Annotated in this window: 30 protein-coding genes; 3 read left to right on the top strand and 27 right to left on the bottom strand. The window is 70.9% G+C overall.

Translation table 11 applies throughout. From position 1 onward, the window contains the following. Positions 1–144 precede the first annotated feature (144 nt). Together BLS25_RS01275 and BLS25_RS01270 are read left to right on the top strand one after the other, a co-directional pair. Positions 145–1,203 carry a M4 family metallopeptidase gene (locus tag BLS25_RS01275; protein ID WP_074694158.1) on the top strand — a complete coding sequence of 353 codons (1,059 nt, stop codon included), beginning with the start codon at positions 145–147 and terminating at the stop codon, positions 1,201–1,203. Next, positions 1,190–1,528, top strand: a complete 339-nt coding sequence (locus BLS25_RS01270; protein ID WP_074694157.1) for a protealysin inhibitor emfourin — start codon at positions 1,190–1,192, stop codon at positions 1,526–1,528. The genes BLS25_RS01275 and BLS25_RS01270 overlap by 14 nt, the downstream gene beginning before the upstream one ends. A 302-nt stretch (positions 1,529–1,830) precedes the next feature. Here the strand turns inward: BLS25_RS01270 and BLS25_RS01265 are convergent, their stop codons facing one another. From BLS25_RS01265 to BLS25_RS01250, 4 genes are all read right to left on the bottom strand, one after another. After that, positions 1,831–2,445 carry a GNAT family N-acetyltransferase gene (locus tag BLS25_RS01265; RefSeq protein WP_074694156.1) on the bottom strand — a complete coding sequence of 205 codons (615 nt, stop codon included), beginning with the start codon at positions 2,443–2,445 and terminating at the stop codon, positions 1,831–1,833. Between the two features lie 79 nt (positions 2,446–2,524). Next, on the bottom strand, positions 2,525–3,202 hold the full coding sequence (locus tag BLS25_RS01260) for a uracil-DNA glycosylase (RefSeq protein WP_056228430.1): 678 nt from the start codon (positions 3,200–3,202) through the stop codon (positions 2,525–2,527). 5 nt (positions 3,203–3,207) lie between these two features. Next, positions 3,208–3,693 carry a phosphoribosyltransferase gene (locus BLS25_RS01255; protein WP_056227030.1) on the bottom strand — a complete coding sequence of 162 codons (486 nt, stop codon included), beginning with the start codon at positions 3,691–3,693 and terminating at the stop codon, positions 3,208–3,210. Between the two features lie 44 nt (positions 3,694–3,737). Further along, entirely contained in the window at positions 3,738–4,271 is a 534-nt protein-coding gene (locus BLS25_RS01250) for a hypothetical protein (protein WP_074694155.1), read from the bottom strand. Positions 4,272–4,542: 271 nt separating this feature from the next. On the opposite strand from BLS25_RS01250, the gene BLS25_RS01245 reads away from it, so the two are divergent. Beyond that, on the top strand, positions 4,543–5,628 hold the full coding sequence (locus BLS25_RS01245; RefSeq protein WP_081349640.1) for an AAA family ATPase: 1,086 nt from the start codon (positions 4,543–4,545) through the stop codon (positions 5,626–5,628). A 19-nt stretch (positions 5,629–5,647) separates the two neighbouring features. Here the strand turns inward: BLS25_RS01245 and BLS25_RS01240 are convergent, their stop codons facing one another. From BLS25_RS01240 to BLS25_RS01130, 23 genes are all read right to left on the bottom strand, one after another. Continuing rightward, entirely contained in the window at positions 5,648–5,950 is a 303-nt protein-coding gene (locus tag BLS25_RS01240) for an HU family DNA-binding protein (RefSeq protein ID WP_218128153.1), read from the bottom strand. 319 nt (positions 5,951–6,269) lie between these two features. Continuing rightward, positions 6,270–6,659, bottom strand: coding sequence for a flagellar assembly protein FliW (gene fliW, locus BLS25_RS01235; protein WP_074694154.1), 390 nt, complete (start codon positions 6,657–6,659; stop codon positions 6,270–6,272). After that, entirely contained in the window at positions 6,656–7,543 is an 888-nt protein-coding gene (gene flgL, locus BLS25_RS01230) for a flagellar hook-associated protein FlgL (protein WP_074694153.1), read from the bottom strand. Before flgL ends, fliW begins: the two co-directional genes overlap by 4 nt. Positions 7,544–7,556: 13 nt before the next feature. Next, entirely contained in the window at positions 7,557–8,963 is a 1,407-nt protein-coding gene (gene flgK / locus BLS25_RS01225) for a flagellar hook-associated protein FlgK (protein WP_074694152.1), read from the bottom strand. A 3-nt stretch (positions 8,964–8,966) separates the two neighbouring features. Beyond that, on the bottom strand, positions 8,967–9,449 hold the full coding sequence (gene flgN / locus BLS25_RS01220; protein ID WP_074694398.1) for a flagellar export chaperone FlgN: 483 nt from the start codon (positions 9,447–9,449) through the stop codon (positions 8,967–8,969). A gap of 100 nt (positions 9,450–9,549) precedes the next feature. Beyond that, positions 9,550–9,795: a carbon storage regulator CsrA gene (gene csrA / locus BLS25_RS01215; RefSeq protein WP_056227013.1), complete on the bottom strand. Its 246-nt coding sequence runs from the start codon at positions 9,793–9,795 to the stop codon at positions 9,550–9,552. 91 nt (positions 9,796–9,886) lie between these two features. Then, complete coding sequence (locus BLS25_RS01210; RefSeq protein ID WP_074694151.1) at positions 9,887–11,950, bottom strand: flagellar biosynthesis protein FlhA; 2,064 nt, start codon at positions 11,948–11,950, stop codon at positions 9,887–9,889. A gap of 37 nt (positions 11,951–11,987) precedes the next feature. Beyond that, positions 11,988–13,091 carry an EscU/YscU/HrcU family type III secretion system export apparatus switch protein gene (locus BLS25_RS01205; protein ID WP_074694150.1) on the bottom strand — a complete coding sequence of 368 codons (1,104 nt, stop codon included), beginning with the start codon at positions 13,089–13,091 and terminating at the stop codon, positions 11,988–11,990. After that, complete coding sequence (locus BLS25_RS01200) at positions 13,088–13,849, bottom strand: flagellar biosynthetic protein FliR (protein WP_074694149.1); 762 nt, start codon at positions 13,847–13,849, stop codon at positions 13,088–13,090. Before BLS25_RS01200 ends, BLS25_RS01205 begins: the two co-directional genes overlap by 4 nt. Beyond that, positions 13,846–14,124: a flagellar biosynthesis protein FliQ gene (gene fliQ / locus BLS25_RS01195; RefSeq protein WP_056227004.1), complete on the bottom strand. Its 279-nt coding sequence runs from the start codon at positions 14,122–14,124 to the stop codon at positions 13,846–13,848. Before fliQ ends, BLS25_RS01200 begins: the two co-directional genes overlap by 4 nt. Continuing rightward, a complete protein-coding gene (gene fliP, locus BLS25_RS01190) occupies positions 14,121–14,882 on the bottom strand; it encodes a flagellar type III secretion system pore protein FliP (protein ID WP_074694397.1) in 762 nt (253 codons plus the stop codon). The genes fliQ and fliP overlap by 4 nt, the downstream gene beginning before the upstream one ends. A 185-nt stretch (positions 14,883–15,067) precedes the next feature. Beyond that, entirely contained in the window at positions 15,068–15,523 is a 456-nt protein-coding gene (locus tag BLS25_RS01185; RefSeq protein WP_074694148.1) for a flagellar biosynthetic protein FliO, read from the bottom strand. 2 nt (positions 15,524–15,525) lie between these two features. Next, on the bottom strand, positions 15,526–16,185 hold the full coding sequence (locus BLS25_RS01180) for a FliM/FliN family flagellar motor switch protein (RefSeq protein WP_074694147.1): 660 nt from the start codon (positions 16,183–16,185) through the stop codon (positions 15,526–15,528). Continuing rightward, positions 16,182–17,075, bottom strand: coding sequence for a flagellar motor switch protein FliM (locus tag BLS25_RS01175; protein ID WP_074694146.1), 894 nt, complete (start codon positions 17,073–17,075; stop codon positions 16,182–16,184). The genes BLS25_RS01180 and BLS25_RS01175 overlap by 4 nt, the downstream gene beginning before the upstream one ends. A gap of 33 nt (positions 17,076–17,108) precedes the next feature. Then, on the bottom strand, positions 17,109–17,921 hold the full coding sequence (locus BLS25_RS01170; protein ID WP_074694145.1) for an OmpA/MotB family protein: 813 nt from the start codon (positions 17,919–17,921) through the stop codon (positions 17,109–17,111). Next, positions 17,918–18,721 (bottom strand): motility protein A, encoded by an 804-nt coding sequence (locus tag BLS25_RS01165; protein WP_074694144.1) that lies wholly within the window; start codon positions 18,719–18,721, stop codon positions 17,918–17,920. The genes BLS25_RS01170 and BLS25_RS01165 overlap by 4 nt, the downstream gene beginning before the upstream one ends. A 1-nt stretch (position 18,722) precedes the next feature. Next, the gene (locus BLS25_RS01160; protein ID WP_056226993.1) at positions 18,723–18,938 is read right to left on the bottom strand and encodes a flagellar FlbD family protein; all 216 of its coding nucleotides are present in this window, start codon (positions 18,936–18,938) and stop codon (positions 18,723–18,725) included. A 100-nt stretch (positions 18,939–19,038) separates the two neighbouring features. Further along, the gene (locus tag BLS25_RS01155; RefSeq protein ID WP_056226991.1) at positions 19,039–20,202 is read right to left on the bottom strand and encodes a flagellar hook protein FlgE; all 1,164 of its coding nucleotides are present in this window, start codon (positions 20,200–20,202) and stop codon (positions 19,039–19,041) included. A 23-nt stretch (positions 20,203–20,225) separates the two neighbouring features. Beyond that, entirely contained in the window at positions 20,226–20,672 is a 447-nt protein-coding gene (locus BLS25_RS01150) for a flagellar hook capping FlgD N-terminal domain-containing protein (RefSeq protein ID WP_074694143.1), read from the bottom strand. Between the two features lie 12 nt (positions 20,673–20,684). Beyond that, positions 20,685–22,124: a flagellar hook-length control protein FliK gene (locus BLS25_RS01145; RefSeq protein WP_074694142.1), complete on the bottom strand. Its 1,440-nt coding sequence runs from the start codon at positions 22,122–22,124 to the stop codon at positions 20,685–20,687. Next, entirely contained in the window at positions 22,121–22,546 is a 426-nt protein-coding gene (locus BLS25_RS01140) for a flagellar FliJ family protein (RefSeq protein ID WP_074694141.1), read from the bottom strand. The genes BLS25_RS01145 and BLS25_RS01140 overlap by 4 nt, the downstream gene beginning before the upstream one ends. Continuing rightward, positions 22,546–23,865 carry a FliI/YscN family ATPase gene (locus BLS25_RS01135; RefSeq protein ID WP_256335506.1) on the bottom strand — a complete coding sequence of 440 codons (1,320 nt, stop codon included), beginning with the start codon at positions 23,863–23,865 and terminating at the stop codon, positions 22,546–22,548. Before BLS25_RS01135 ends, BLS25_RS01140 begins: the two co-directional genes overlap by 1 nt. After that, on the bottom strand, positions 23,862–24,494 hold the full coding sequence (locus tag BLS25_RS01130; RefSeq protein ID WP_143017785.1) for a FliH/SctL family protein: 633 nt from the start codon (positions 24,492–24,494) through the stop codon (positions 23,862–23,864). The genes BLS25_RS01135 and BLS25_RS01130 overlap by 4 nt, the downstream gene beginning before the upstream one ends. Between the last annotated feature and the right edge of the window lie 100 nt (positions 24,495–24,594).

Raw genomic sequence — 24,594 nt, 5'->3', positions numbered from 1 at the left:
TTCCACCACCGAAATCGTCGTGTTCTCGGAGCATCTCCTGTTCTGGTGCGGTTTCGGGATGCCGCCCGCCCGGCTCCCGGACTGCTCACCCACGCGCCGAGCAAGGGATCCTGCGATGTCGGAGGTCAGCGCTACCCTCGGCGCATGACCCCCGGTATCGTCCCCCCGTTCCTGCTCGACCGACTCGCCTCCACCGATGACCCGCGCATGGCACGGGCCGCAGAAGCGGCGAGAAAGACCCTCGCCGTGCCGCGGCCGACGCGTCCGACACGATCCCGCCTGCGACTGTCGATCGAGGGCGACACCCTCGTGGCCGAGACCGGGCCGGCGCCCGATCGCATCATCTCCGACGCGGCGAACACCGAGAACCTGCCCGGTCGTCGCGTGCGCAGCGAAGACGACGGCCCGTCGGGCGACACCGCGGTCGACGAGGCCTACGACGGTCTCGGCGAGACCTACGACTTCTTCTGGGATGCCTTCGCCCGCGACGGCATCGACGCCGCCGGTGGATCGCTGCTGGCCACCGTGCACTTCGGCGACGACTACGACAACGCGTTCTGGAACGGCGAGCGCATGGTCTTCGGCGACGGTGACGGCGAAGTCTTCGTCGGCTTCACGCGGTCGCTCAGCGTCATCGCGCACGAGCTCGGGCACGGCGTCACCGAGGCCTCCGGCGGCCTCGAGTACCAGGGGCAGTCGGGCGCTCTGAACGAGTCACTGTCCGACGTGTTCGGCGCCCTCGCCGAACAGCACCACCGGAGTCAGAGCGCCGATGAGGCCTCGTGGCTCATCGGCGCGGGCATCTTCGCCGCCGCGGTCCAGGGCGAGGCCCTGCGCTCGATGAAGGCACCGGGAACCGCCTACGACGACGACGTGCTCGGCAAAGACCCGCAGCCGGGGCACATGCGCGACTACGTCGAGACGACCGACGACAACGGCGGCGTGCACATCAACTCCGGCATCCCGAACAAGGCGTTTTACCTCGCCGCCACCGCGCTCGGCGGGTTCGCGTGGGAGCGTGCCGGTCTCATCTGGTATCGCACGATCACCGCCGGAACGCTGTCGCCCACGGCGGACTTCTCGGCGTTCGCGACCGCCACCCTGTCGGCCGCGGCCAGCGAGTACGGTGAGAAGTCGGAGGAGGTCGCCGCCGTCCGCGCCGCGTGGGCCGGGGTCGGCGTCGAGGAGGATGCCCCAGCCTGACACCGAGAACGACGCCGAAAGCGCCGGACGCTTCGTCGTCATCGTCGTGCGCTCCGGTGGTCTCGCGGGCCTGTCGAAGCAGTGGCGGGCTGAGCCCGACCCCGACGGACTCCCCCGCTGGCAGCAGCTGGTCGAAAGCTGCCCCTGGGACGACGCTCCCGCCGCGTCCCGGGGCGCCGACCGCTACCAGTGGCGTATCGAGGTGCACCACGGCGACACCGCCGTCCATCAGGCGCGCCTCGACGACGGACAGGTGGAGGGACCCTGGCGCACCCTGGTCGACGAGGTGCGGCAGGCCGCTCCCTCGCGGCCCGTGCGTCGTTAGGCGTCGCGCGGACTCGGACCCCACGCGAGCTCGGGCCCCGGGCGGGCTCAGGCCCCAGGGCGGGCTCGGCCCCAGGGCGGGCTCGGCCCCAGGGCGGCCTCGGCCCAGGGCGTGCTCGGGCCCCGAGGCGGGCTCGGGCCTGGGGCGGGCTCGGGCCCCGAGCCGGCGGCATCCGTTCGGCGGCTCACCCGTCGGCATAAACGCTTTCCGTGGTCATAAACACCGTGAGACAGCGTTTCTCGTCACTCGGAGCGTTTCTCGGCGATCCGAAAGCCCCGACCGCACCCCGCACCCGCGCGGAATCAGCCGAACAGCCGCCGTCGGGCCTTCTTCTTCGACGGGATGCTCTTCTGCAGGTACACAACGCCGAGCCAGCGTCCGAACTTGAAGCCGACGCGCCCCATCCGGCCGACCTCGGTGAATCCGAGCTTCTCGTGCAGGGCGATCGAGGCGTCGGCGCCCTTGTCGCTGATCGCGGCGACCATCTCGCGGATGCCGAGGTCTTGGCACGCGGCGACGAGGGCTTCGAGCAGAGCGCGTCCGAGGCCCTTGCCCGCGGCCGCCTGGCCCAGGTAGATCGAGTTCTCGACCGTGTAGCGGTACGCCGATTTCGACTGCCACGGCTGCACGAGGGCGTATCCGAGGATCTGACCGCTGGGCGACTGGGCGACGAGGAAGGGCAGCCCCAGCTTGTGGAGGGTCGCGAACTTGTCACGCCACTTCGCGAGCGACCAGGCCTTCTCGTCGAAGGTCACGACCGAGTTGCGCACGTAGTAGTTGTAGATCTCGCGGATGTCGGGGATGTCGGCCTCGGTCGCCGGGCGGATCTCGAACGTGAAGGGCTGCTCCGGCTTCGGCGTCGGGCGCAGGTGGGCGGGCAGCCGCCGACGGCTCTTCTCGTACTCCTCTTCCAGCACCCCGCCACTCTACGGGCGTCGCGGTTTCGCGCGTATGACGCGCGCGATCGGCGGGCGGCGGCACCCGCCCGCCGGAGAATCAGGCGGGGATCCGCCAGTCGACGGGGTCGGCACCCTGCTCCTCGAGCAGCGCGTTCACGCGCGAGAACGGCTTCGATCCGAAGAACCCCCGGCTCGCCGACAGGGGCGAGGGGTGCGGCGAGGCGACGACCGCGGTGTCGCCGAGGATCGGAGCGAGGCCCTGCGCGTCCTTGCCCCATAGCACCGCCACCAGCGGGGAGTCCCGCGCGACGAGACAGCGGATGGCGTGTTCGGTCACCCGTTCCCACCCCCATCCGCGGTGGGATGCCGGGACCCCGGGCGCCACCGTCAGCACCCTGTTGAGCAGCATGACGCCTTGCGCGCCCCACGCCGAGAGGTCGCCGTGCGGCGCCGGAGCGATACCCAGGTCGTCGGAGAGTTCGCGGTAGATGTTCGTCAGGCTGCGTGGGAGCGGCCGCACGTGCGGGTCGACGGCGAATGACAGACCGATCGGGTGGCCCGGGGTCGGGTAGGGATCCTGACCGACGATGAGCACCCGGACCTCGTCGAGCGGCGTACGGAACGCGCGGAGCACGAGATCGCCGGCCGGAAGGTACGGCTTGCCCTCGGCCCGCAGGCGCTCCCCCACCGCGGCGATGTCGTCGGCCACCGGGGTGAGCGCCTCGACCCACGAGCGGTCGATGAGCCCCGCGTCCGCGAGCTCGGGGAGGGTCATCGCGCTCACGCGGCGTCTTCCTCCTGAACGGAGCCGAGGTGCGACCAGGGGAACTCGATCCACAGCGACGTGTCGCGCCAGGAGTAGTCGGGCGCGATGATCGTCGTCGGCTTGGTGTAGATCACCGCGGAGCGGACGTCGGCGTCGTGTCGCTTCAGCAGCTTCACCGCGAGGTCGAGTGTGCGACCGCTGTCGGCCACGTCGTCGACGAGCAGCACGCGCCGTCCCGACAAGTAGGTCAGATCGAGCGCCGGCGGCAGGACCTCGGGGGCATCGAGCACGGTGCCCACCCCGGTGTAGAACTCCACGTTCAGTGCGCCGCAGTTCTTCGCGCCGAGCCCGTACGCGATCGCTCCCCCCGGGAGCAGACCGCCGCGCGCGATCGCCACGACGACCTCGGGTTCGAACCCGTCGGCCACGATCGCCCGCGAGATGTCGCGCGTGGCGGCCCCGAAGTCATCCCAGCTCAGGCGTTCGCGTTCGTCCGTCACGGCGGACTCCTCTCGTCGACTGCCTTTCACCCTAGGGGCGGCGGCTACGACCGCGAGCCCACCGGGAGGATCATCGAGGTCGTTCCCGGAATGTCGACGAAGCCGATCGCCGCCCAGTGCGCGTGGCCGAGCCACGGGTCGGTCGATTCGTCGGCACCGCACCGTCGCGTCCCCAGCAGCGCGATGGAGTCTCCGTCGAAGACCCGCGCGATGCTGCGCACCAGTTCATGGCTGAGGGCGGTCCCGTTCACATCGTCGTGGACGTCGACGGAGGCGATGACGCAGAGGTTGTCGGTGAAGAGAGACGACTCGTCGAGCATGGAGATCAGTTCGCGATCGGCGAAGGCCGATCCGATCGATGTCAGGTCGGCTTCGGCATCCCCCAGCTGCTCGGTCCACCGCGGGTTCGCGTAGTGCACGCGGTACACGATCGCTTCGGCCAGGCGGGGCTTGTCGACGGACGCGTCGGCGAGGGCGGAATGGATGGTCGCACGCCAGACCTCGGGCTCGACGTCGGTGTCGGTGGTGCGAAGCGTGAGCTGGAACGCGGTCGCACCCGATTCGGAAGGTTCTGACATGTGGCCCCCACGGCCTGTCGGAGTGTCGGGAGGCACTCGGCTTTTTCCTGACCATAGCGAAATGCCGGTGTCCACTTCTCATCTTTCGGACGGGGAATGCGTCGTGGTATGCGGTAGGGCACGCCCGCGTGCCCCGGAAAGACGGGGGTTGCGCCGCGGCTTGCGCCAAAATTCGGGCAATCCTCACACAAAGATGAGAAGACGCTAATGTAAATCTCAGAAAGCGACCGCCCCCACGGAACGCCCCTTTTCCCCCCAGGAGCCCGACGCAGTGAGCAGCACCTACATCGAAACCGGCGGACAGGTTCGGGTCTACGACTCCGCCGTCCAGGCTCACGACTCGCTCCCCCTGGGCACCTATCGGGTGCGGTACAGCATCAAGGAGGGGTTCAGCCTTCTGCGCACCGAAGACCTCGGCGTCGGGTCCGAGAAGGTGTACGGCCGCCGCGAGGCGAAGGTCGACAAGATCTTCCGCACCTACGCGCGCTTCGAGCGCAACCTCGGCGTCATGCTCTCGGGCAACAAGGGTCAGGGAAAGTCGATGTTCCTGCGCATGCTGGCCGCGCGCGCCATCGAGAGCGGCATCCCGGTCGTCCTCGTCAGCGAGGACGCGGAGGGAATCGTCGACTTCCTCAACACCCTCGACGAGTGCCTCGTCATCTTCGACGAGTTCGAGAAGACCTTCTCATCGGGCCGCGGACCACTCGACGGCCCGAACCGACAGAACCAGTTCCTGACGCTGTTCGACGGGACGTCGTCGGTCAAGCGGATCTACTGCCTCACCGTCAACGACGTGCAGGACGTCAGCCACTACATCGTCAACCGCCCGGGTCGATTCCACTACCACATGCGATTCGACTACCCGAGTCCCGACGACGTCCGCGAATACCTCCTCGATCAGGCTCCGCTCGCCGCCGCCGCCGAGATCGAGAATGCCGCATTGTTCTCACGTCGCGTCAATCTGACCTACGACCACCTGCGCGCAATCGCCTTCGAGATGAATCACCCGGACGCCACATTCACCGACATCGTCGAAGACCTCAACATCAAGGCGATCGAGCCGAGCACCTACCGCGTCGAGGCGACGTATCCCGACGGTTCGGTTCTCACGGACGAGTCGGTGCTCAACCTCCACGAGCGCAGCGACGTGAGCCGGACGATCGAGCTGCGCAGCACCCACCGGGTGCTGTTCTTCTCGTTCGCGCCTCGCGACGTCGTCTTCGAGGACGACGGCAACATCTGCGTACCCGTCCACAAGATCGAGGCGTTGGACGAGGACGACGAGACCCCCGACGAGCTGCCGACGAGCATCAGCCTCACCCTCATCGGGCAGGCCAGCTACACGTTCGACCGCTGACCGGTGCGGACGAGCGTCGTCAGTCGCCGAGGTCGCGAGGGGCGGCGACCCTCTTATTGACCTCACGGGTCGCCGAGAACTTCAGAACGCTGTAGTCCTCGACGCGCCCGCGACTCTCGGGGTTGTCGCGGATGTTCAGCACGACGTTGTGTCCCTTGTGCGACTGCGCGTAGAACTTGCCGAAACCGGTCAACGTGACACGGTTTCCGGCGTTCACGAGATCGAGGATCTCTCCGAAGATCGCCTCGTAGGCCAACTGCGTGACCGTGGGAGACAATCCGGCGCGCTTGGATACGCGCTGGATGAACTCACGCTTGCTCACCTTGGGCTCATCGGTTCTCATGACGGGCATTGCTCACCATCCCCTGCTCTGTGCTCGGTACGAACGTAGGCGTCGCCGTCGCGATGGGCGGAGGGGTTGCCTCGCCGGTCGCGACGCGCACGTCGCCGGAATCGTCCTTCGGGAGACGACCCCGGGGCAGACGGACCGGGGCGATGAAGCCTCGGCCATCGGACGGGCGATGTCACCGCGTTTCGGGTCGCGGGGACGAATCGTCGTTTCTGCTCGTTTTCGCGTCGATACTACTCGGTCCCTCGACGCGGGACCATCGTGTGACGAAGGTGGTGTCCGCGCGCGGGGATCACGCGCCCAGGCGCGCACGGAGGGGGTACGCCGACTCGTCGAAGATGACCTGGGTGCCGGCCCCCGTCCGGGCGTTGACGAGGATGGGGGCGCGCAGGTTGACGAAGACGCCGTCCTCGGCCGGGTTCGCCACGACGAACACCCGCACCTCATCGCGGGATGCCGAGAGGGCGGAGAGGGATGCCGTGGCAATCGGCGGATCGTAGGCGAGACCGGCGCGCGCGGGATCGAGCAGGAAGAGCCGCAGGTCGTCGCTCGTGGAGCGGAGCGCGTACAGGCCGTCGGCGCCCTCGATGGGCTCGAGACGGAAAGACGTCCGGGGAGCGAGACCCGGGGGCGAGGTCTCGAAGTCGACATCGATGCCCGCGAGGGGAGGATGGGCCGTCATCTCACGAACTCCAACAGGGTGGTCTGCAGCGTCTTGGCGGTGACCTGCAAGGCGGACTGGTATACGAGCTCGGCCGACTGCAGCTTGATGTAGACCTCGAGGGTGTCGACGTTCTCGACGGCGGCGCGACGCGTCTCGAGGTCGACGCTGACGCTCGCGTTGGTGGCCTGGGCGCGCTCGATCTGCGCCTGCTGTGCGCCGGTGACGCCGCGCGCCGTCACCAGCTGCTTCAGGTGGGCGTCGACGTCGGCCAGGCGTGCCCCGACGTCGACGCCCGCCCGGAGGTCTGCGGCGATGCCCTGCAGCGTCGCGAAGACGCTGGCGTCTCCGGCACCGAACGCGTCCGCGCCGTCGACGTCGACGCGCACCTTCTCGTTGTCGGAGACACGACGTTCGACGGACGATCCGGCGACCCCGGTGAAGACGAAGGTCGCGGGGTCGAAGGCTCTGCCGCTGTCACCGGTGCCGGCGAACACCGTGCGACCAAGCACCGTGGTGTTGGCGTGCGAGAGGATCTCGCGGCTCACGCTGTCGAGTTCCGCAGCGATCGAGTCGCGGGCGGCGGGGCTGAGCGCCCCGGAGTTGGCGCCCTGCGCCGTGAGGTCGCGCGCCCTGTTGAGCAGGTCGATGCTCGCACCGAGAGCCGTGTCGGCCGTGGTCACCCACGTGAGCGCGTCGCTGATGTTGCGGGAGAACTGCGACGCCCGAGCCTGCTCCCCGTGCACACCGAGGATGGCGGCCGCGGCCGTCGGGTCGTCACTGGGCGCGCGGAGGGCCCGCTGCGAGGTCGCCTGATCCTGCAGGCGCGCGCGGTCGGCCAGCCCCGCCTGCAGCGTGCGCAGCGCCTGCTGGTTGACGGTGCTGCTGGTGATGCGTCCGATCACGGTGTCTCCGGGGTCAGCGGCCGACGAGGCCGACGCGGTTGATGAGGGTGTCGAGGGCTTCGTCGACGGCGGTGAGCACACGCGCCGCAGCCTGGTAGGCCGTCTGATACGTCAGGAGGGTGATCGTCTCTTCGTCTCCGTCGACCGAAGCGTGCGACTGCTGCCCGGCGATGGCGGCGATCGCCCCGCGGTCGGCGATGTCGGCGCGCTGGACGTCGCCGGCGACGGTCACGCCGAAGGAGGTCACGAAGCTCGTCCACTGCGTGCTGGGGCCCGTGGCGGAGGTGGCCAACCCGGCGATGCGGTCCGCGATCGAGGTGTCGAGCGCTCCGCTGCCGGGCGCCGCCAGGGCGAGCTGGTCGAGGGAGGTCGGGAGGACCGTCAGCCCGAGGGCGGCGGGGCCGGGCGCGGACAGCGCGAAGAAGTCTCCCCCGGCGGTTCCCGTCGCGGTCCGGCCCTCACGGTGCAGGTCGTTGACCGCCCGCGCGAGCGTCTCGGCCGTCGCGTTATAGGCCTGGGCCGCTCTCGCGAGGGTGCCGCCGTCGGATGCGGGCGCGAGCACGCCGATCGCCCCGCCCAGGGAGCCGCCCGTGACCGCCACGGGCACATCGGGGCGGTCCGCCCACGCCAGGCTGATGCGCCCGCCGTCCGCGAGCGTGCGGGGTCCCGCGACGGCGATGGTGCGGCTCGTGTCGGCGCTGACCAGGGCGTTGCCGTCCACCCGGAGGGTGAGGGTGCCGTCGTCCTCGAGTCGCCCGGTCGCACCGATCATGGTGGACAGCTGCTGGGCGAGCAGGTTGCGCTGGTCCACGAGTTCGTTGGCGGAGCGTCCGGACTGCAGGGCGGAGCGGACCTGCCCGTTGAGCGTCGCGATCTGACCCGCGGTCACGTTCACGACGTCCACGTCTCGATCCACCTGCCCGCGCAGATCGGACCACTGCCCGACCACGGCGTCGTACCCCGCGGCGATCTGCCCGACGAGCACGCGGGCGTTGGTGAGCACCACCTGCGCCGCCGCCGGCTTGGGGGTGTTCGCGAGGTCGGACCATCCCGACCAGAAGCGGTTCAGGTTCGCCGCCAGACCGTCGGTGGTCGGCTCCGCCATCGACGCCTCGACCTTCTGCGCCGCGGAGGCCCGCGCGGACCAGAATCCGGATGCCGACAGCGCATCCCGGACGCGGGCGTCGAGGACCTCGTCGCCGAGGCGCGCGATGCCCTGGACCGACACCCCACCGCCGACGGAGAAGCCCGTCGCCCACAGGCCGGCCGTGCCGGCCGCCGTCAGGGAGGTCTGTTCGAGCCGCTGGCGGGTGTAGCCCGGTGTGGTCTCGTTCGCGATGTTCTGTCCGGTCACGGTCATGCCGGCGCGAGCGGCGGCGAGGCCGGACGCGGCCACCTGGAGTCCTGCGAAGGTCGACATCTCTTACACCCGCACGTCGAGCAGGCGAGACCCGGCATCGGCGACGCGGGAACCGCTCGCGGCGTACTCCCCCGTCGGCTCGCCGAGGCCGGCGATGGTCTCCTGCGTGACTCGGAGGGCGGTCCGCAGGTGCTGGTTGACCGAGCCCTTCTTCTCCGCGATCTCGGCCGCGAGAGCGGACAGGGCCTCGTGATGCGAGCCCAGGACTTCGCGCCACGCGTCGGTGGGAGCGACGTCGATGAGCTCTCGCAGGGCCGTCGCCTCGGGGGCTCCCCACTCGGCGGCGACATCGAAGAAGAGCGCGTCGCGCTCGATGGTCGCCGACGTGAGGGCCTTGGCCACGCGATCGACCTCCACGGTGGCGTGGTGCACCCACCGGGTCCGCCCCGTCGACAGGAGCATCTCGAGCTCCTCGAGCTTGAAGAGCATGAGCTCGAGCACCTCGCGCTGACGCAGCAGATGCATGCTCAGGTCGGTAGCGGACACGTGAGTCACCTCGTTCGGGTCGAGTCGTGTGACGGATGCGCCCACCACGGGACCGACTATCGCGACACGGCGTCGCGCGGGTAACCCCTGCGTCGGCGGATCAGGCGCGGGTCCCCCCGCGCAGGGCGTCGAGCACGGCGCTCTCGGCGGCCGCGGATCGCGACGCCTGGACGGCATCCTGATTCTCGTTCGTGACGGCCACGACGATCTCGCTGCGGTGGATACGGGTGTCGCGGGGAGCGTCGATGCCGATGCGCACCCCGGTCGCGGTCACCCCGAGGACCGTCACCGTCACATCGTCGCCGATCACGATGCTTTCACCCGGGCGTCGTGTGAGTACGAGCATGTGCGTGTGGCCGCCTTCCGTGGCTGGAGCGCCGTCGGCGCCGTCCTGGGCCAGACTACCTTTTCTTCTCGGTTACGAGCGTTCCCCGCGATCAGGACGAGGGAAGCGCGACCTGTTCGGGACGGACCACGCCCACGACGTCGGTGGCGAACCCCCCGGCCGCGGCTTCGTCGTACGACAGGATCGGCATCGCACCCACCTGCCCCGCCAGCAGGGCGCGCACCCCCTGCCGGAGGGTGGGGGCGCACACGAGCACCGGCTCGCCGCCCACGGGATCGACGTCGGCGATCGCCCGACGGACGCCCTCCATCACCTGCATCGTCTGATCGGCGGTGAGCACGATCTGTGACCGCCCCTCGACGTGCCGGAGTCCTTCGAGCATCTGCTGTTCCCAGAGCGTGTCGAACATCACCACGCGCAGGCGCCCGTCGTGGGCGAACCGCGCGGAGATCGCCGGACCGAGAGCCGCGCGCGCCGCCTCGACCAGGGCGGGGACCTCGGTCGTCGATTTGGCCCGCAGAGCCAGCGCCTCGTAGATGCGACCGAGGTCGTTGATCGAGACGCGCTCGGCGAGGAGGCTCGCGAGCACGCGCTGGATGAGGGCGAGGGGAAGCAGGGCCGGCGTCAGCTCGTCCACGACGCTCGGCTGCGTCTGCTTCAGGTGATCCGTGAGCTGGCGCACGTCCTCGAGCGAGAGCAGACGGTGGGCCTGGGCGTGCACGGTGTCGGACAGGTGCGTGATGATGACGCTGGCCCGGTCGATGACGGTGGCCCCCGCCATGTCGGCGGCGTGCGACATCTCGGTGGGCACCCACTTGCCCTCGAGACCGAAGACGGGGTCGATCACGGCGGAGCCCGGTAGATGCTCGAGCCCTGTTCCGATCGCGAGCACGTGCCCGCGCGGGACGATGCCCCGCCCGACCTCGACGCCCGCGACGAGGATCGCGTAGGTCTCGGCCGGAAGCTCGATGTTGTCGCGCGTGCGCACCGGGGGCATGAGGGTGCCGAGCTCCAGCGCGACCTTGCGCCGGAGTGATTTCACGCGGGTGAGCAGGTCCCCCGCCCCGCCCGCGGCGAGGTCGACGATGTCGGGCGAGAGCGAGATCTCGAGCGCGTGGACCCTCATGGTGTCCATCAGGTCGTCGGGCCCCTCGGTGGCGGCGGCCTCGGCGACCACCCGCGCCTCGGCATCGGCCGCGTCGGCGGCCGCGCGGTCGGTGTTCGCCTTCACCCGCGAGGCGGCGAAGAGCAGTCCCGCCCCGATCGCGGCGAAGGCGAGGAACGGCATCCCGGGGATCAGCCCCATGCCGATCGCGGCCATCGCGGTGATGAGCAGGGCGGTGCGCGACTGCATCAGCTGTCGCCCGGCCGCCCGGCCGAGCTCGGCCTCGGCGTTCTCGCGCGTGACGATCATGCCCGTGGACACCGCCATCAGCAGCGCGGGGATCTGCGTCACCAGTCCGTCGCCGATGGCGAGGATGCTGTAGGTCTCGAGAGCCTCGTCGATCGCCATGCCGTGCATGGTCATGCCGATGATGATGCCGCCGACGAAGTTGATGACGAGGATGACGATGCCGGCGATCGCGTCGCCCTTGACGAACTTGCTGGCACCGTCCATCGCGCCGTAGAAGTCGGCCTCGGACGCGACCTCCGCGCGGCGGGCCCGGGCCTGCTCGTCGGTGATGAGCCCGGCGTTCAGGTCGGCGTCGATGGCCATCTGCTTGCCCGGCATGGCGTCGAGGGTGAAGCGCGCGCCCACCTCGGCGACGCGCTCGGCACCCTTGGTGACCACGACGAACTGGATCACGGCGAGGATCAGGAAGATGACGAAGCCGATCACGAGCGACCCGCTGATCGTGATCTGCCCGAACGCCTGGATCACCTGACCGGCGTGCGCCTCGCTGAGCACAAGGCGGGTCGAGGCGACGTTCAGCCCGAGGCGGAACAGCGTCGCGACCAGCAGCAGGCTCGGGAACACCGAGAAGTCCAAGGGCTTCTTCACGAACATCGCCGTGAGCAGGATGAGCAGCGCGAAGGCGATGTTGGTCACGATGAGCACGTCGAGCAGCCCCACGGGGATGGGGACGATGAGCAGCAGGATGATGCCCACCACCCCGACGGGGACCGCGCCCTTCGACAACAACTGACCGATCATGCGGTGCGCTTCTTTCGTGTCATGGTCTTCTCGGCTCTCACAGTCCCCGCCCGGTCAGGGCGGCCGGGGGCATCTCGAACGTCCCCGAGCGCGAGCCCCTCTTGTGCAGGTGCTGCACGAACGCCAGCACCTGCGCGACGGCGGTGTACAGGTCCTCGGGGATCTCGCGCCCGAGCTCGACACCCGCGTGCAGCGCGCGGGCGAGGGGGATGTCGCGCACGATGGGGACCTGTGCCTCCTCGGCGCGCTCGCGGATCTTCTGAGCGATGACGCCGGCCCCCTTGGCCACGACCCGGGGGGCCGAGGTGCCCGGTTCGTAACGCAGGGCGACGGCGATGTGGGTGGGGTTCACGAGGACGACGTCGCTGTCGGCCACCGCGGCGATCATGCGGTTGCGGCTGACCGCGAGCTGGCGGGCGCGGCGCTGCGAGCGAATGAGCGGATCGCCCTCGGTCTTCTTGTGCTCGTCGCGCGCTTCCTGCTTGGTCATGCGGGTGTGCTTGCGGTTGCGCGAGATCACGACGAAGACGTCGATCGCCGCGAGCAACAGGCCCACCACGACAGCGACCTGCAGCAGCGTCGCGACAACCTGGCCGGCCACCTCGAGCAGCCACGTGATGCGGTGCCGCCCGCTACCCATGAGGACCGGCACGAGACCGGCGACCACGCTCCACAGCGCCACGCCGATCGCCGCCGTCTTCAGGAGCGCCTTGACGCCCTCCCACAGCGCCGCGGCCCCCACGGTCCGCTTGAGACCCGCGACGAGGTCGAACTGCTCCACCCGCACGGGCACGCCGCGCAGGTGGATCCCACCCTGGGCGATCGCGGTGACCATGACGGCCAGGAGCACGACGATGAGCATCGGCAGGAGCACCTGCCCCACCGAGGCGATGGCCGAGCCGAGTCCCTCGACGGCCGCGCCCACCGTGGGGTCCCTCGCCACAGCCCCGACCCGCAACGTCTGCTCGGTGAGCACGGCCGACGCCGACGACAGCGTCGCCGGCATCATGACGGCGGCGGCGCCGATGCCGACCCACGCGGTGAAATCGTGGCTGCGACCGATCCGCCCCTTCGCGATCGCCTTCCTCAGCCGTTCCGGAGTCGCTTTCTCGGTGCGCTCCCCGGCATCCGTTCCGCTCATCGGGTCACCCCGATCACCAGGCGGGCGGCGTCATCGGCGATCGCGGACACGATCGCCGGCAGCGCGGCGTAGACGAATCCCACCAGAACGAAGGTGAGGGCGATCTTGACGGGGAAACCGAGAGCGAAGGCGTTCAGGGCGGGCGCCACGCGAGAGACGAGACCGAGACCGACATCGGCGAGGAAGAGCACGATCAGCAGGGGCCCGGCGATCTGCACCGCGCTCAGGAGCATCTGCCCGACCGCGGACGTCAGGACCTCGGCGGGACGCGAGAGGTCCACCGTCCCCGCGACCGAGACCGCGTCGAACGAGCGGAACAGTCCGCCCAGGACCAGCTGATAGGCGTCGGACGCGAACAACAGCAGGATCGCCGTCATCTGGAACAAGCGGGTGAACTGGGCGCCGTTGACGTTCATCCCCGGATCGAACGCCTGGGCGAGCTGGAACCCGCCGAACGTGTCGACGAGGAACCCGGCACCCTGAACGGCGCTGAACAACACGAGGACCAGGAACCCCAGGAGCGCCCCGACGAGGATCTGCCCCGCCGCCGCGAGGAGGAAGCCCCCCGCATCCAGCCGCTCGTACCCCGCGACCACCACCGGCGACACCGCCAGACCGAGCCCGACCCCGAGCATGCCGCGCACCCGCATCGGGATGGAGCCGTGACTGAACGGCGGGGCGATCACGAGGAACGCCGTGATGCGCACGATGGCCAGAGCCGTCGCCTCCAGCCACGTGAAGTCGAGGGGGATGTTCATCCGCCGCCGTTCAGCAACGACGGCAGACGCTGGAAGAGTTCGTGCGTGAAGGCGACCGTCTCGGCGATCATCCAGTTGCCGCACACCATCAGCGCGATGCCCACCGCGAGCAGCTTCGGCACGAACGACATCGTCATCTCCTGCACCTGCGTGATCGACTGCAGCAGCGAGATGGCGAAACCGACCACGAGGGCGGTGATGAGCAGGGGCGCGCTGAGCTTCGCGGCGAGCATCAGGGCGCTCGCCCCGATGTCCATGACCGCTTCGGGATTCACGTGCCGCCCCGATAGGACTGCACGAGCGAGGTGATGACGAGACCCCACCCGTCCACCAGGAGGAACAGCAGGATCTTGAAGGGCAGCGAGATCATGACCGGCGGCAGCATCATCATGCCCATCGACATCAACGCGCTCGAGACGACGAGGTCGATGACGAGGAACGGGATGAACACGATGAACCCGATCACGAACGCCGCCCGCAGCTCGCTCAGCATGAAGGCCGGGATCAGGGTGTACAGCGGGATCGCCTCGGGACTGTCGGGGTTCGCCATCTGCGCGGCGCGGTGCATCAGGGCGATGTCCTCCTCGCGCGTGAACTGCAGCATCCACGTGCGAAGCGGGGCCTGCGCGGCGTCGAAGGCCTGACCGAAGTCGATCTGCCCCGCGGTGAAGGGCGCGACGGCGAGTTGATTGATCTCGGTCAGCACGGGCCACATGATGAACAGCGTCAAGAAGAGGCTGAGTCCCGCCAGGACCTGGTTCGGAGGGATCGAGGGGAGCGACAGCGCGTTCCGCGTCAGCGCGAGCACCACGAAGATCTTCGTGAAGCTCGTCATCATCAGCAGCAGAGCCGGGGCGACGCTGAGCACGGTGATGCCCAGAAGCGTCGTGATGCTGTCGGACGGCGTCGCGTTGATGCCGTTGATGCTGACCCCGCCCGATCCCCCGGATTCCCCCGTGGCGGCGAGAGCCGCACCTCCCGCGACGACGTCGACGACGGCGAGCACCGCGAGAACGCCGAGCAGACCCAGGATGCCGGTCCCCCAGCGGCCGCGACGAAACTGTCGACGCCGCCCGGCGGGGCGGGGCGCGGGGCGCGACGCGGAAACGGGCAAGACGGCACTCCGTGCGTGGGTGACGAGGCCGATCCGTAGCCAGGGGGTCGAGCGATCCGTGCTCGCCACCGACTATCGCGACGGCGCCCCCGCGCGGTAACCGCTCAGGCCGCGTGGGCCCCGGATCTCTCGCCGTCGCTCGGGGTGCCGGCATCCGTCAACGTCAGGACGTTCTCGCCGCGCTCGGCGGAGTCCTCCTCGGCGAGCTCGATCGGCGCCTCCTGGGTGTCGACGACGTCGATGCCCTTCTCGCTCACGCCCAGCACGTACCGGATGCCGCCGAACTCGGCGACGACGAGCTGCGCACGGCCCCCGAGCCCGGTGCGCGCGACCACCGTGATCTTCTCGCTCCGCGCGCGGGACGGCGTCGCCGCCCCGGTGCGGGCCGCGAAGCCCGCGAGGGGGCGCAGGCGCCGCCCCAGACCCTTCGGCACCAGCGACGAGAAAGGGCTGTCACCCGCCGCCTGTCCCTTCTGCACCCGCTTCGCGAGGAAGAGCAGCAGCCCGACCACCGCGGCGAGCGAAACGACCGTCCGCGCGGCGAGGAGCAGATCGTCCACGGTCAGTCGCTCCCGGCCTGGTCGATGATGCGCTCCACGCGCACCGCGAAATCTCCGTCCGCGACGACGACCGTGCCGTGCCCGATGAGACGGCCGTTCAGCGTGATGTCGGCCGGCGACCCCGCGGCGCGGTCCAGCTCGACGACGTGGCCGGGCTCGAGGCTCAGCACGTCGCGCACGGGGAGCCGGGTGCGGCCGATCTCGACCACCAGTTCCATCTCCACCCCCGCGATCCGGCTGAGCCGAACCGGGCCGGCCGTCGAGGCGGCGGCGCGGGCGTCGTCGATGCGGATCGCCGCGCGGGCGACGGTGGTGCCGTCCTCGCGGACGAGGTCGAACACCTGGGCTCCGGCCTCGGTGAACACGCTCGCGGCATCCACCTCCTCCCCCTCGCCGAGGGTGCCCGTTCCGAGCACGGCCACGGCGGCCTGGAAGGCGGGGTGCAGGCGGTCCGACAGCTCTTCGCCGCTCGACCCGTCGTCGAGGCCCGCGGGATCGGCGATCTGCACGGCGATACTGGCCCCCGGGGCGCCGCTGAAGGCGACGACGACGGCCCGCCCGGTCGCTCCCGGGTCGGTGGACGGCGTCGGCAGCACGGGGAAGCCGAAGGGGAGCTTCGCCGCGATCGCGGCGGCCATGGCGGCGGCGTGGAAGGTGCTCATCGGGTGGTCTCCTCGAGGATGGTGGTGATCGTGCAGGCGAGTCGCGAGCCCTGGGCACCGGGGACGGCGCGCGCGATCGGGGTGTCGCCGACGATGAGGTCGAAGGGTTTGGTCTCGGGATGGGCGAAGCGCAGCAGATCGCCCGGGGCGAGGTTCAGGACCTCCCCCGCCGCGATGACCCGCGGCGCGATGCGCAGCGACACCTCGAGCGGAGCACCCAGGAGCTGGTCGACGGTCGCGCCCGCGCGATGGGCCGCGGCCGCGTCGCGCTCGCTCTCGGCGAGCTGGTCGACGACCACGGCGGCCGGCAGCATGACGGTCGCGGTCGAGCGCGCCTCACCCATCCGCATCGCGAACCGAGCGACGATGACCGCCTCGCCGGGCGAGATGACCTGGAGGTACTGCGGGTTGTCGTGCAGGCCCGCATAGGTCAGGGGGCTCGGCAGCAGCATCCCCAGGCTCGTGGTCAGCAGTTCGAACGTGCGGTCCATCAGCTGGCGGATCAGCGCGGACTCGATGGGGGTCAGCGTGCGCGGTTCGATCGGGGCGGTGCTCCGGCCCCCGAGCATCTGCACCACCCACGTCAGCGCCACGCCCAGATCGAACTGCACGACACCCGGCTCCTCGCGTCCCGCGGTCGCCCCGGTGACCATCGCGGTCGTCGACGGGAGGGTGTCGGCGTACTCCTGGTACGACATCAGCTCGACGCCCTCGAGCGTCAGGTGGGTGCGCATGCGCACCTTGCCGGTGAGCTGCGAGGCCCACTGCCGCGCGAACGCCTCGAACGCCGCCTCGAGCCGGCGGCGATGCTCGCGTCCGAGCTGGGCCGGGCGCGTGAAGTCGTAGTCGGGGTAGCGGCGCAGGGGGTCGTCGTGGACGGCGGCCGTCATGACGGGCTCCTTCGAGATCGGGGACACGAGGCGTCAGCCCCGCGGAGCGGTCTGGACGAGACCGGGGATGAGGGCACGCACCTTCTCTGCCTCGGTGGACTGCACGACGATGTCGACGCGGCGGTTCGCGGCGAGATCCTCGGCGGTGTCCCCCTCGACGAGCGGACGCTGATCGGAGTAGCCGACGGCCTGCACGCGGGAGCCGGTGATGCCCTCGTGCTCGACGAGGAAGCGGGCGACCTTGGTGGCGCGTCCGCTGCTGAGCTCCCAGTTGCTCTCGTACGGCGCGACGGCCGCTCGATGGTCGGCGTGCCCTTCGATGCTGAGGGGGTTGCCGGCGGGGGCGAGCACGTCGCCGATGGCGTCGAGGACGGCGTCCGCCTTCGCCGAGAGGTCGGTGCGATTGTCGGTGAAGAAGGTCTCGGCGCCGACGAGGCCGACCTTCAGTCCCCGCTCGTCGATGACGAAGTCGACCGTGTCGGCCAGGCCCTGGGCGGCCAGCACCGAGGTGATCTGCGCCTTCATCTGCTCGAGGGTGTCCACCTCGCGGGCGGCCCGCATCGCGACGTCCTCGACGCCGTCCTCGACGAGGAGTTCCGGCGGGATCACCAGCCCCTCGGTGAAATCGCCGCCGCCCTCGGTCTGGGATTGCCCGAAGGCTTCGGCGAGACCGTTCTTGAGCTGCTCGTACTTGGTGTCGTCGACGATCGACACCGCGTACAGCACGATGAACAGGCACATCAGCACGGTCACCATGTCGGAGTACGACACCGCCCAGCGCTCGTCGGGCTCGTCGTGGTCGTCCTCGTCATGCCTCCGGGTGCGCGCACGGCGGCTGGTGCTCACTCGGCATCCCCCGTCGCGGCGGCCTTCTCGGGCCGGGACTCCTTCTTCTTCTTGGGCTTGTAGGTGGTGAGGGCCAGCAGCCGCTCCTCGACGAGACGCGGGCCCCCACCGGCCTGGATGGCGAGGATGCCCTCGCACACAAGCGTCATGCGCTCCTGCTCGACGGCGGCCATGCGGTTCAATCGCCCCGCGATGGGGTTCCAGATGAAGTTGGCCGAGAGCAGGCCCCAGAGGGTTGCGACGAACGCCGCCGCGATCATGTGGCCGAGCTCGTCGGGTTTGTTGAGGTTCTCGAGCACGTGCGTGAGCGAGACCACCGTTCCGACGATGCCGATGGTGGGGGCGTACCCGCCCAGGGCCGAGAAGAAGCGGGCGGCCACGCGATTGCGCGCGGACTCGGCGACGATCTCGTCGTCCATCAGCGTCCGCAGGTCTTCGGCGTCGACGCCGTCGGCAACCGCCTGCAGCGCGCGGCGCGTGTAATCGTCGGGGGCGGAGTCGAGCTCGTCCTCGAGGCGCAGCAAGCCCTCGGTCCGCGCCTTCTCGGCGTACGCGACGAGGATCGGGATGACGGCGGCGGGCGCGGATCGAGGACCGCGCACCACCCGGCCGAGCGAGCCGAACGCCGCGATGGCGTCGCGCAGGGTGTGGCTGGCGATGCCGACGCCGATGGTCGAGCCGAGCACGAGGATCATCGGCGCCGGCAGCAGGAGCGCGCTCAGGTGGGCGCCCTCCATCGTGATCATGGCGTACAGCGCGCCGAAGGCCACCACGACCCCGACGACGAAAGCGATGTCCACGTCAGAGCTCCGAGCGTGCCGAGAGGGCGGATGCCGCTGCGAGAACGCGCGCGCGGTAGGCGACGATGAGGTCGACGAGGTCGTCGAGGCTCTCCTCGACGTTGTACACGCGACCGTCGACCATGTGCAGGGTCGTGTCGGGCGACTCGTGCACCCGCTCGATCAGATCCGGGTTCACCGCGAATCGCGTGTGGTCGAGACGGGTGAGGGTGATCATCGAGGGGTCTCCGGTCGATGGGTGAGGGGACGCCCCCGACTATCGCGACGCGGCCCACCGCGGGTAACTCGGGTGGGCCGCGTCGTCGGGCGCCGTGGGGTCAGCGCTTGAGGTTGGTGAGTTCCTGCAGCACTTCGTCGCTCGTCGTGATGATGCGGGCGCTCGCCTGGAAGCCGCGCTGGGCGACGATGAGGTTGGTGAACTCCTGCGACAGGTCGACGTTGCTCATCTCGAGCGAGCCCGAGACGAGCTTGCCGAAGCCGGCCTGTCCGGCCTCGCCGATCTGGGCGCCGCCGCTGTTGACGGTGGCGCGGAAGGCCGTGCCCCCGACCTTCTCGAGACCCTCCGCATTGGCGAAGGTGACCATCGCGACCTTCGCCAGAGTCTCGGTGCGGCCGTTCGAGAAGGTTCCGACGATCGAGCCGTCCCCGGTGATGGAGTACGACTGCAGGGTGCCGGCGGCGGCACCGTCCTGCGAGGTGATCGCGACCGTGCTCATGTCGGCGAAGCCGGTGACCGTGGAGAGGTCGACCTCGATGTCGCCGGCGTTCAGGGTGAGCCCCGTGGGCTGGCGGCCGTCGACGAACGCGAGAGTGCCGGTGGCGCCGCTCGCGGGCTCGGTGACGTCCCACCCCGTCGCGGTGCGGGTGAAGGTGAGGCTGAGCGAGGTGGTGGCCCCCTGGGCGTCGTGCACCGCGATGTCGCGGACGATCTTGTCGCCCACGGCGGCGGACGAGGGGAGGTTGCCCGTCACCGTCGCCGCTGTCGTCTCGCGGGCCGGCGAGACCGCCCCCTGCGGGAGCGAGATGTTGCCCGCCGCCTGCCCGGTGGCCACGACGCCGTTCTGGGCGGTCCATCCCTGCACGAACGACCCGTCGGCCGTGACCATGTTGCCGGCGCCGTCGAAGCCGAAGCCTCCGGCCCGCGTGTAGAGGGTCTCCCCGCCCGAGCGCACGGCGAAGAAGCCGTCGCCCTGGATCATCAGGTCGCCCCCGCGTCCGGTGGTCTGCGCCGCGCCCTGACTGAAGTTGGTGCGGATGCCGGCGACCTGCACGCCGAGCCCGACCTGGGCGGGGTTGCGACCGCCGGTGTCGGCGCCGGGGATCGCGGCCCCGCCGACCGCCTGCGACAGCGTGTCCTGGAAGAGCACCGACGCGCCCTTGAAGCCGGCGGTGTTGACGTTGGCGATGTTGTTGCCCGTGGCGTCGAGCATGGTCTGGTGCGCGCGGAGTCCGGAGATGCCGGACGAGAGGGAACGGAGCATGGAGGTCTCTTTCGTGGGGGTGGTCAGGCGGACGTGCGGGTGGGTGCGGTGGCGAGGGAGGTGATCTCGTCGAGAGGGACGGTCGCGTCGCCGATGGTGACCTGCGGGATCGGGCCGTCGAAGCTCACCGTGGACACGATCCCCGTGACGGCGGCACCCTTGGCGTCGAGGTAGCCGGCCTGCTGGCCGATGAGGGTCGAGGCGGCCTGGCGCATGTCGAGGGCGAAGGCCTCGGTGGAGGTGCGGCTCATCGCCGTGAGCTGCTCCATCATGGCCAGTTGAGTGGTCTGCGAGATCATCTGGTTGGTGTCCATCGGGGTGGATGGGTCCTGGTTCGTCAGCTGGGTGACGAGGAGCTTCATGAACACCTCGCTGTCGAGGGCCTTCTTCGGTGCGCTCGCGGCCGCCGTGGCGGTCGCGGTGTTCGCCGGGATCGGGGCGGGTGCGCCGGCGATGGGGGTGACGGGCATGCGGGGGTCCTCTCAGACGACGATGTCGAGCCCGCCGCCGGTCAGGGCGACGGAGGGCGCGGACAGGGGACGGGTGCTCGCGCGGGCGGGTGCGGACGACCCGGCGGCGTCGGGCCGGGGCTCGCGTCCGCGCCCGGGCTGATCGGCGAGGGAGCCACCGCCACCGGGGGCGCCGCGGTCCCCTGCGCCGGTGTCGGCGATGGGGCCGGATCCGACGCTCAGGTGGGCGTGCGGCAGGACGCTCGCGAGGTCGCGGCGCAGGTCGGCGATCATGACGCGCAGCGCGTCTCGGCCGGCCTCGGTCGCTCCGGCGAGGTCGATGCGCACCTCTCCCCCCGAGCCGATGTGCGCGCGGACGGTCACGGGCCCGGTGGAGTCGGGACTGACCGTCAGGGTGATCTGGTGGACGCCCGGGGCGCGCTGAGCGATGTGCACGACGGCGGGCGCGACCTGCGCGGCGATCGAGCGCTGGGTCACCGTCGCGGCGGCGGCTTCGACCGGAGGGGACGGTGCGAGGGGGACGGATGCCGGCACGGGGGCCGCCGCGGCGACCCCGGTCGTGGCGACGGTCGGCGGAGTCGACGGCGCGTGTTCCGTCGGCTGCGAGGCAGGGGCGATCGCGGCGGGGAGGGCGGCACCGGCCGGGGAGGCATCGTTCGGGCCGGAAGCGGCGGGTGTTCCCGAGGCCACGGCGGGGGTCTCGGGAACGGACGGGACGGTGGCGGGCGCGGGGGCGAAGATCGCGGGGGCCGTGCCCGGGGTCGGTGCGGGAGCGGCCGGGGCCCCACCCGTCGGCGAGGCGACGGGGGCCGCGCCGGCCGCAACGGGGCGAACCGCTGCGGGAGCGACGGCCGCGGCGCTGCGATCGGCCGCGCGCTCTCCAAGGGCAGGCAGAAGCGCCGCGGCGTCGTCGTGGGCTCCGGGCGTCGGACCGGCGCTCGCCAAGACGGCGGTCGCGGTCACGGGGATCGGTGGCGCATCCGCCGCGGCGGGGCTCAGCGGCGCACCGACCGCGGCACCGAGGGCGACCGTCTCCCCCGCCGTGCCGGCCCAGGCCGTCTCCGGCGGGGAAGTGAGCGGCAGAGCGTCCGGCGCGTCGGCCGCGGCTCGCGGTCCCCCGCTCCCCGGCGTCGTCGGCGGCACCGGGAAGGGCATCAGCGTCATCGCCACGGGCGCGGGGGTCTCGGCATCCGGTCCCTCCGACGAGGACTCGTCACCGGGGGCCGGATCGTCCCCGCCCGAAAGGGACGCCTTAGCGCAGAGCCCCACCACGGCGATCCGGCCGCTCCCGGAGCTCGGCGCGGCGGCGGGATCGCCGTCACCCGCGGCCAGCGCACGGGCGGCGTCCGAGAGCGCGTCGCCGAAACGCGCGCCGGTCGCCGGATCGCCCGTCGCGCGCGTCGCCCGCATCGGCGCGGTGGCGGTCGCCACGGCGAGCAGAGGAACGCTCACGCCGCACTCCCCTCATCGCGCGCGGCGCGGACCACGGCCATCTCGTCGAGGGCGCTCTGCTCGGCCCGGCGCTCCCGCGCGAGCTCGCTCTCGAGGTGCGCGTCCTCGAGGCGCTCGAGCCCCTTGAGCTCACGACGCGCCTCCACGTGCGCGGCCGAAGCGGCCTCCGCGGCATCCCGGCGCAGGCGGGCCAGCGTCCGCAGGTCGGCGAGCGCCGCCTGCCCCGACGAGCGCGCGGCGGCCAGAGCGAGAAGGGTCGCGGCGTCGTCGATCGCCGTGGTGATCTCGCTCAGGCTCGACACCGCCTGCTCGACCGCCGTCTCCGCGGCGGCGGCCTCGGAACGGGCGAGGGACGACGACTCGGCGGCGGCGCGCTCCTGGACCCCGCGCACACGCAGCAGGCCGGAAAGGGGGAACGTCATCACAGTCCTCCGAAAGTGGTCGTCAGGGCGGCCAAGCGCCGCCAGGAGTCGTCGGTCGCGGTCAGATCGTCCATGCGCTGGGTGAGGAACCCGTCGATCGCGCCCCGGTGCGCGAGAGCGGCGTCGACGAGGGGGTTCGCCCCCGCCTTGTACGCCCCGATGTCGATGAGGTCGTCGGCCTGTCGACGGGCGGCGAGCACGCGCCGCAGGACGATCGCGGTCTCGCGCTGCTCGGACGTCGTCACCTTCGAGACGACGCGCGACACCGAGCCCAGCACGTCGATCGCGGGGAAATGCCCGCGTACGGCGAGAGCGCGGTCGAGCACCACGTGCCCGTCCAGGATGCCGCGCGCGGCGTCGGCGACGGGTTCGTTGTGGTCGTCGCCGTCGACGAGCACCGTGTACAAGCCGGTGATCGATCCGACGCTGCCGGTGCCCGCGCGCTCCAGCAGCCCCGCCAGGACCGAGAAGGTCGAGGGCGGGTACCCGCGGGTCGCGGGCGGCTCCCCCGCCGACAATCCGATCTCGCGCTGCGCCATCGCGACACGGGTGAGCGAGTCCATCATCAGCACCACGTCGAGGCCGTCGTCGCGGAACTGCTCCGCGATGCGGGTCGCGACGAACGCCGAGCGAAGACGCGCCATCGCCGGCTGATCCGACGTGGCCACCACGACCACCGCGCGAGCGAGGCCCTCGGGCCCGAGATCGTCCTCGAGGAACTCGCGGACCTCGCGTCCGCGCTCCCCCACGAGGGCGATCACGGTCGCATCGGCGGTCGAGCCGCGCGCGATCATCGACATGAGCGACGACTTGCCGACGCCCGAACCCGCGAACAGCCCGAGGCGCTGCCCCACACCGACGGGGGTCATCGTGTCGAGCGCACGGACTCCCAGCCCGAGCTGCCGATCGATGCGCTGCCGCCCGATGACACTGGGAGCCGAGTTGGCCAGCGAGACGAGGGAGGCGTCGACGAGCGGACCGCGGCCGTCGATGGGACGACCGAGGCCGTCCAGGACACGCCCCAGCAGTGCGCGTCCGGTCGGCACTCTCAGCGCCGCGCCCGAGTGACGCACGGGAGCTCCCACGCGGATGCCCGACATCGGGCCCATGGGCATGCAGCGCACGGCATCGCCGTCGACGGCCACCACCTCGGCATCGATCTCTCGAGCGCCCGAGGTCTCGATGCGCACGCGATCGCCGACGGCGGCGGGAACCCCGAGCGCCTCGATGCCGAGGCCCACCACGGCCTTGACGACGCCGGAGCGCTGCGGCCGCGTCGCGGCGAGCGCGCGCTCCCAGCGGCTGCGCGGGGCGCTCACGGCGATGCCTCGGCGTTCTCGTCGATCGAGAGGGCCTCGCGCGCGCGCTCCAGCGCGGCGGCGATGCGGGTGTCGACGCTTCCGTGCGCGATCCGCACGACCGCTCCCCCGGGGTCGACGTCCGCCCCCACCTCGACCTCGACGCCCTCCGGAAGGGACGGGTCCGTGACCGTGTTGAGCGTGCGCAGGTCGCGCTCGTTGAGGTGCACGCGCACCCAGGCCGACCGGGGTGTCTGCGCCGCGGCCCGGCGCACGGCGTGCACGGCCGAGCGGGCGGCATCCGACATCTCCGCACCGAGGATCTCGGCGGCCATCTCGACCGCGAGTTCCTCGATGCGTCGCAGATCGGATGCCACGATCGCGGCGATCCCGTCCTCGAGACGGGCCCGCGCCCCGCCCAGCGCCGACAGCGCCGCCCGGTGGGCATCCTGCGCCGCGGCCTCGCGCGCGGCGAATCGCTCATCGGCCTCGAGACGCTCGCGTTCGAGTTCGGCCCGCGCGTCGCGGCGCCCCTCGGCGAAGCCGTCGGCGTAGCCCCGCGCACGCGCCCTGTCGGCGACGGTCCGGGCGTCGGTTCGCACCTCGCCCACGCGCGGCAGCACCAGCGGCGTGAAGACGGACTCGGACACGGCGGTCACCCTGCGGTTGTGGCGAAGCCGATCCGTGGCCAAGTCGACGAGCGATCCGTGCTCTTCCCGGACTATCGCGACGCGACGGCGTCGCGGTAAC

Source organism: Microbacterium testaceum StLB037, assembly GCF_900104345.1.
GTDB lineage: Bacteria > Actinomycetota > Actinomycetes > Actinomycetales > Microbacteriaceae > Microbacterium > Microbacterium testaceum_A.
Note: the sequence above shows the minus strand (reverse complement) of the source record. Positions and strands in the feature narration are given on the sequence as shown.

Coding starts and splice junctions, on each gene's coding strand:
- fliW (WP_074694154.1), bottom strand. CDS start 6,659: ATGACGGCCCATCCTCCCCTCGCGGGCATCGATGTCGACTTCGAGACC.
- BLS25_RS01150 (WP_074694143.1), bottom strand. CDS start 20,672: ATGCCCGTCACCCCCATCGCCGGCGCACCCGCCCCGATCCCGGCGAAC.
- BLS25_RS01180 (WP_074694147.1), bottom strand. CDS start 16,185: ATGAGCACCTTCCACGCCGCCGCCATGGCCGCCGCGATCGCGGCGAAG.
- flgK (WP_074694152.1), bottom strand. CDS start 8,963: ATGTCGACCTTCGCAGGACTCCAGGTGGCCGCGTCCGGCCTCGCCGCC.
- csrA (WP_056227013.1), bottom strand. CDS start 9,795: ATGCTCGTACTCACACGACGCCCGGGTGAAAGCATCGTGATCGGCGAC.
- BLS25_RS01260 (WP_056228430.1), bottom strand. CDS start 3,202: ATGACCCTCCCCGAGCTCGCGGACGCGGGGCTCATCGACCGCTCGTGG.
- BLS25_RS01205 (WP_074694150.1), bottom strand. CDS start 13,091: ATGAGCGGAACGGATGCCGGGGAGCGCACCGAGAAAGCGACTCCGGAA.
- BLS25_RS01210 (WP_074694151.1), bottom strand. CDS start 11,950: ATGATCGGTCAGTTGTTGTCGAAGGGCGCGGTCCCCGTCGGGGTGGTG.
- BLS25_RS01250 (WP_074694155.1), bottom strand. CDS start 4,271: ATGTCAGAACCTTCCGAATCGGGTGCGACCGCGTTCCAGCTCACGCTT.
- BLS25_RS01200 (WP_074694149.1), bottom strand. CDS start 13,849: ATGAACATCCCCCTCGACTTCACGTGGCTGGAGGCGACGGCTCTGGCC.
- BLS25_RS01270 (WP_074694157.1), top strand. CDS start 1,190: ATGCCCCAGCCTGACACCGAGAACGACGCCGAAAGCGCCGGACGCTTC.
- BLS25_RS01275 (WP_074694158.1), top strand. CDS start 145: ATGACCCCCGGTATCGTCCCCCCGTTCCTGCTCGACCGACTCGCCTCC.
- BLS25_RS01175 (WP_074694146.1), bottom strand. CDS start 17,075: ATGACGGCCGCCGTCCACGACGACCCCCTGCGCCGCTACCCCGACTAC.
- BLS25_RS01140 (WP_074694141.1), bottom strand. CDS start 22,546: ATGACGTTCCCCCTTTCCGGCCTGCTGCGTGTGCGCGGGGTCCAGGAG.
- BLS25_RS01155 (WP_056226991.1), bottom strand. CDS start 20,202: ATGCTCCGTTCCCTCTCGTCCGGCATCTCCGGACTCCGCGCGCACCAG.
- BLS25_RS01160 (WP_056226993.1), bottom strand. CDS start 18,938: ATGATCACCCTCACCCGTCTCGACCACACGCGATTCGCGGTGAACCCG.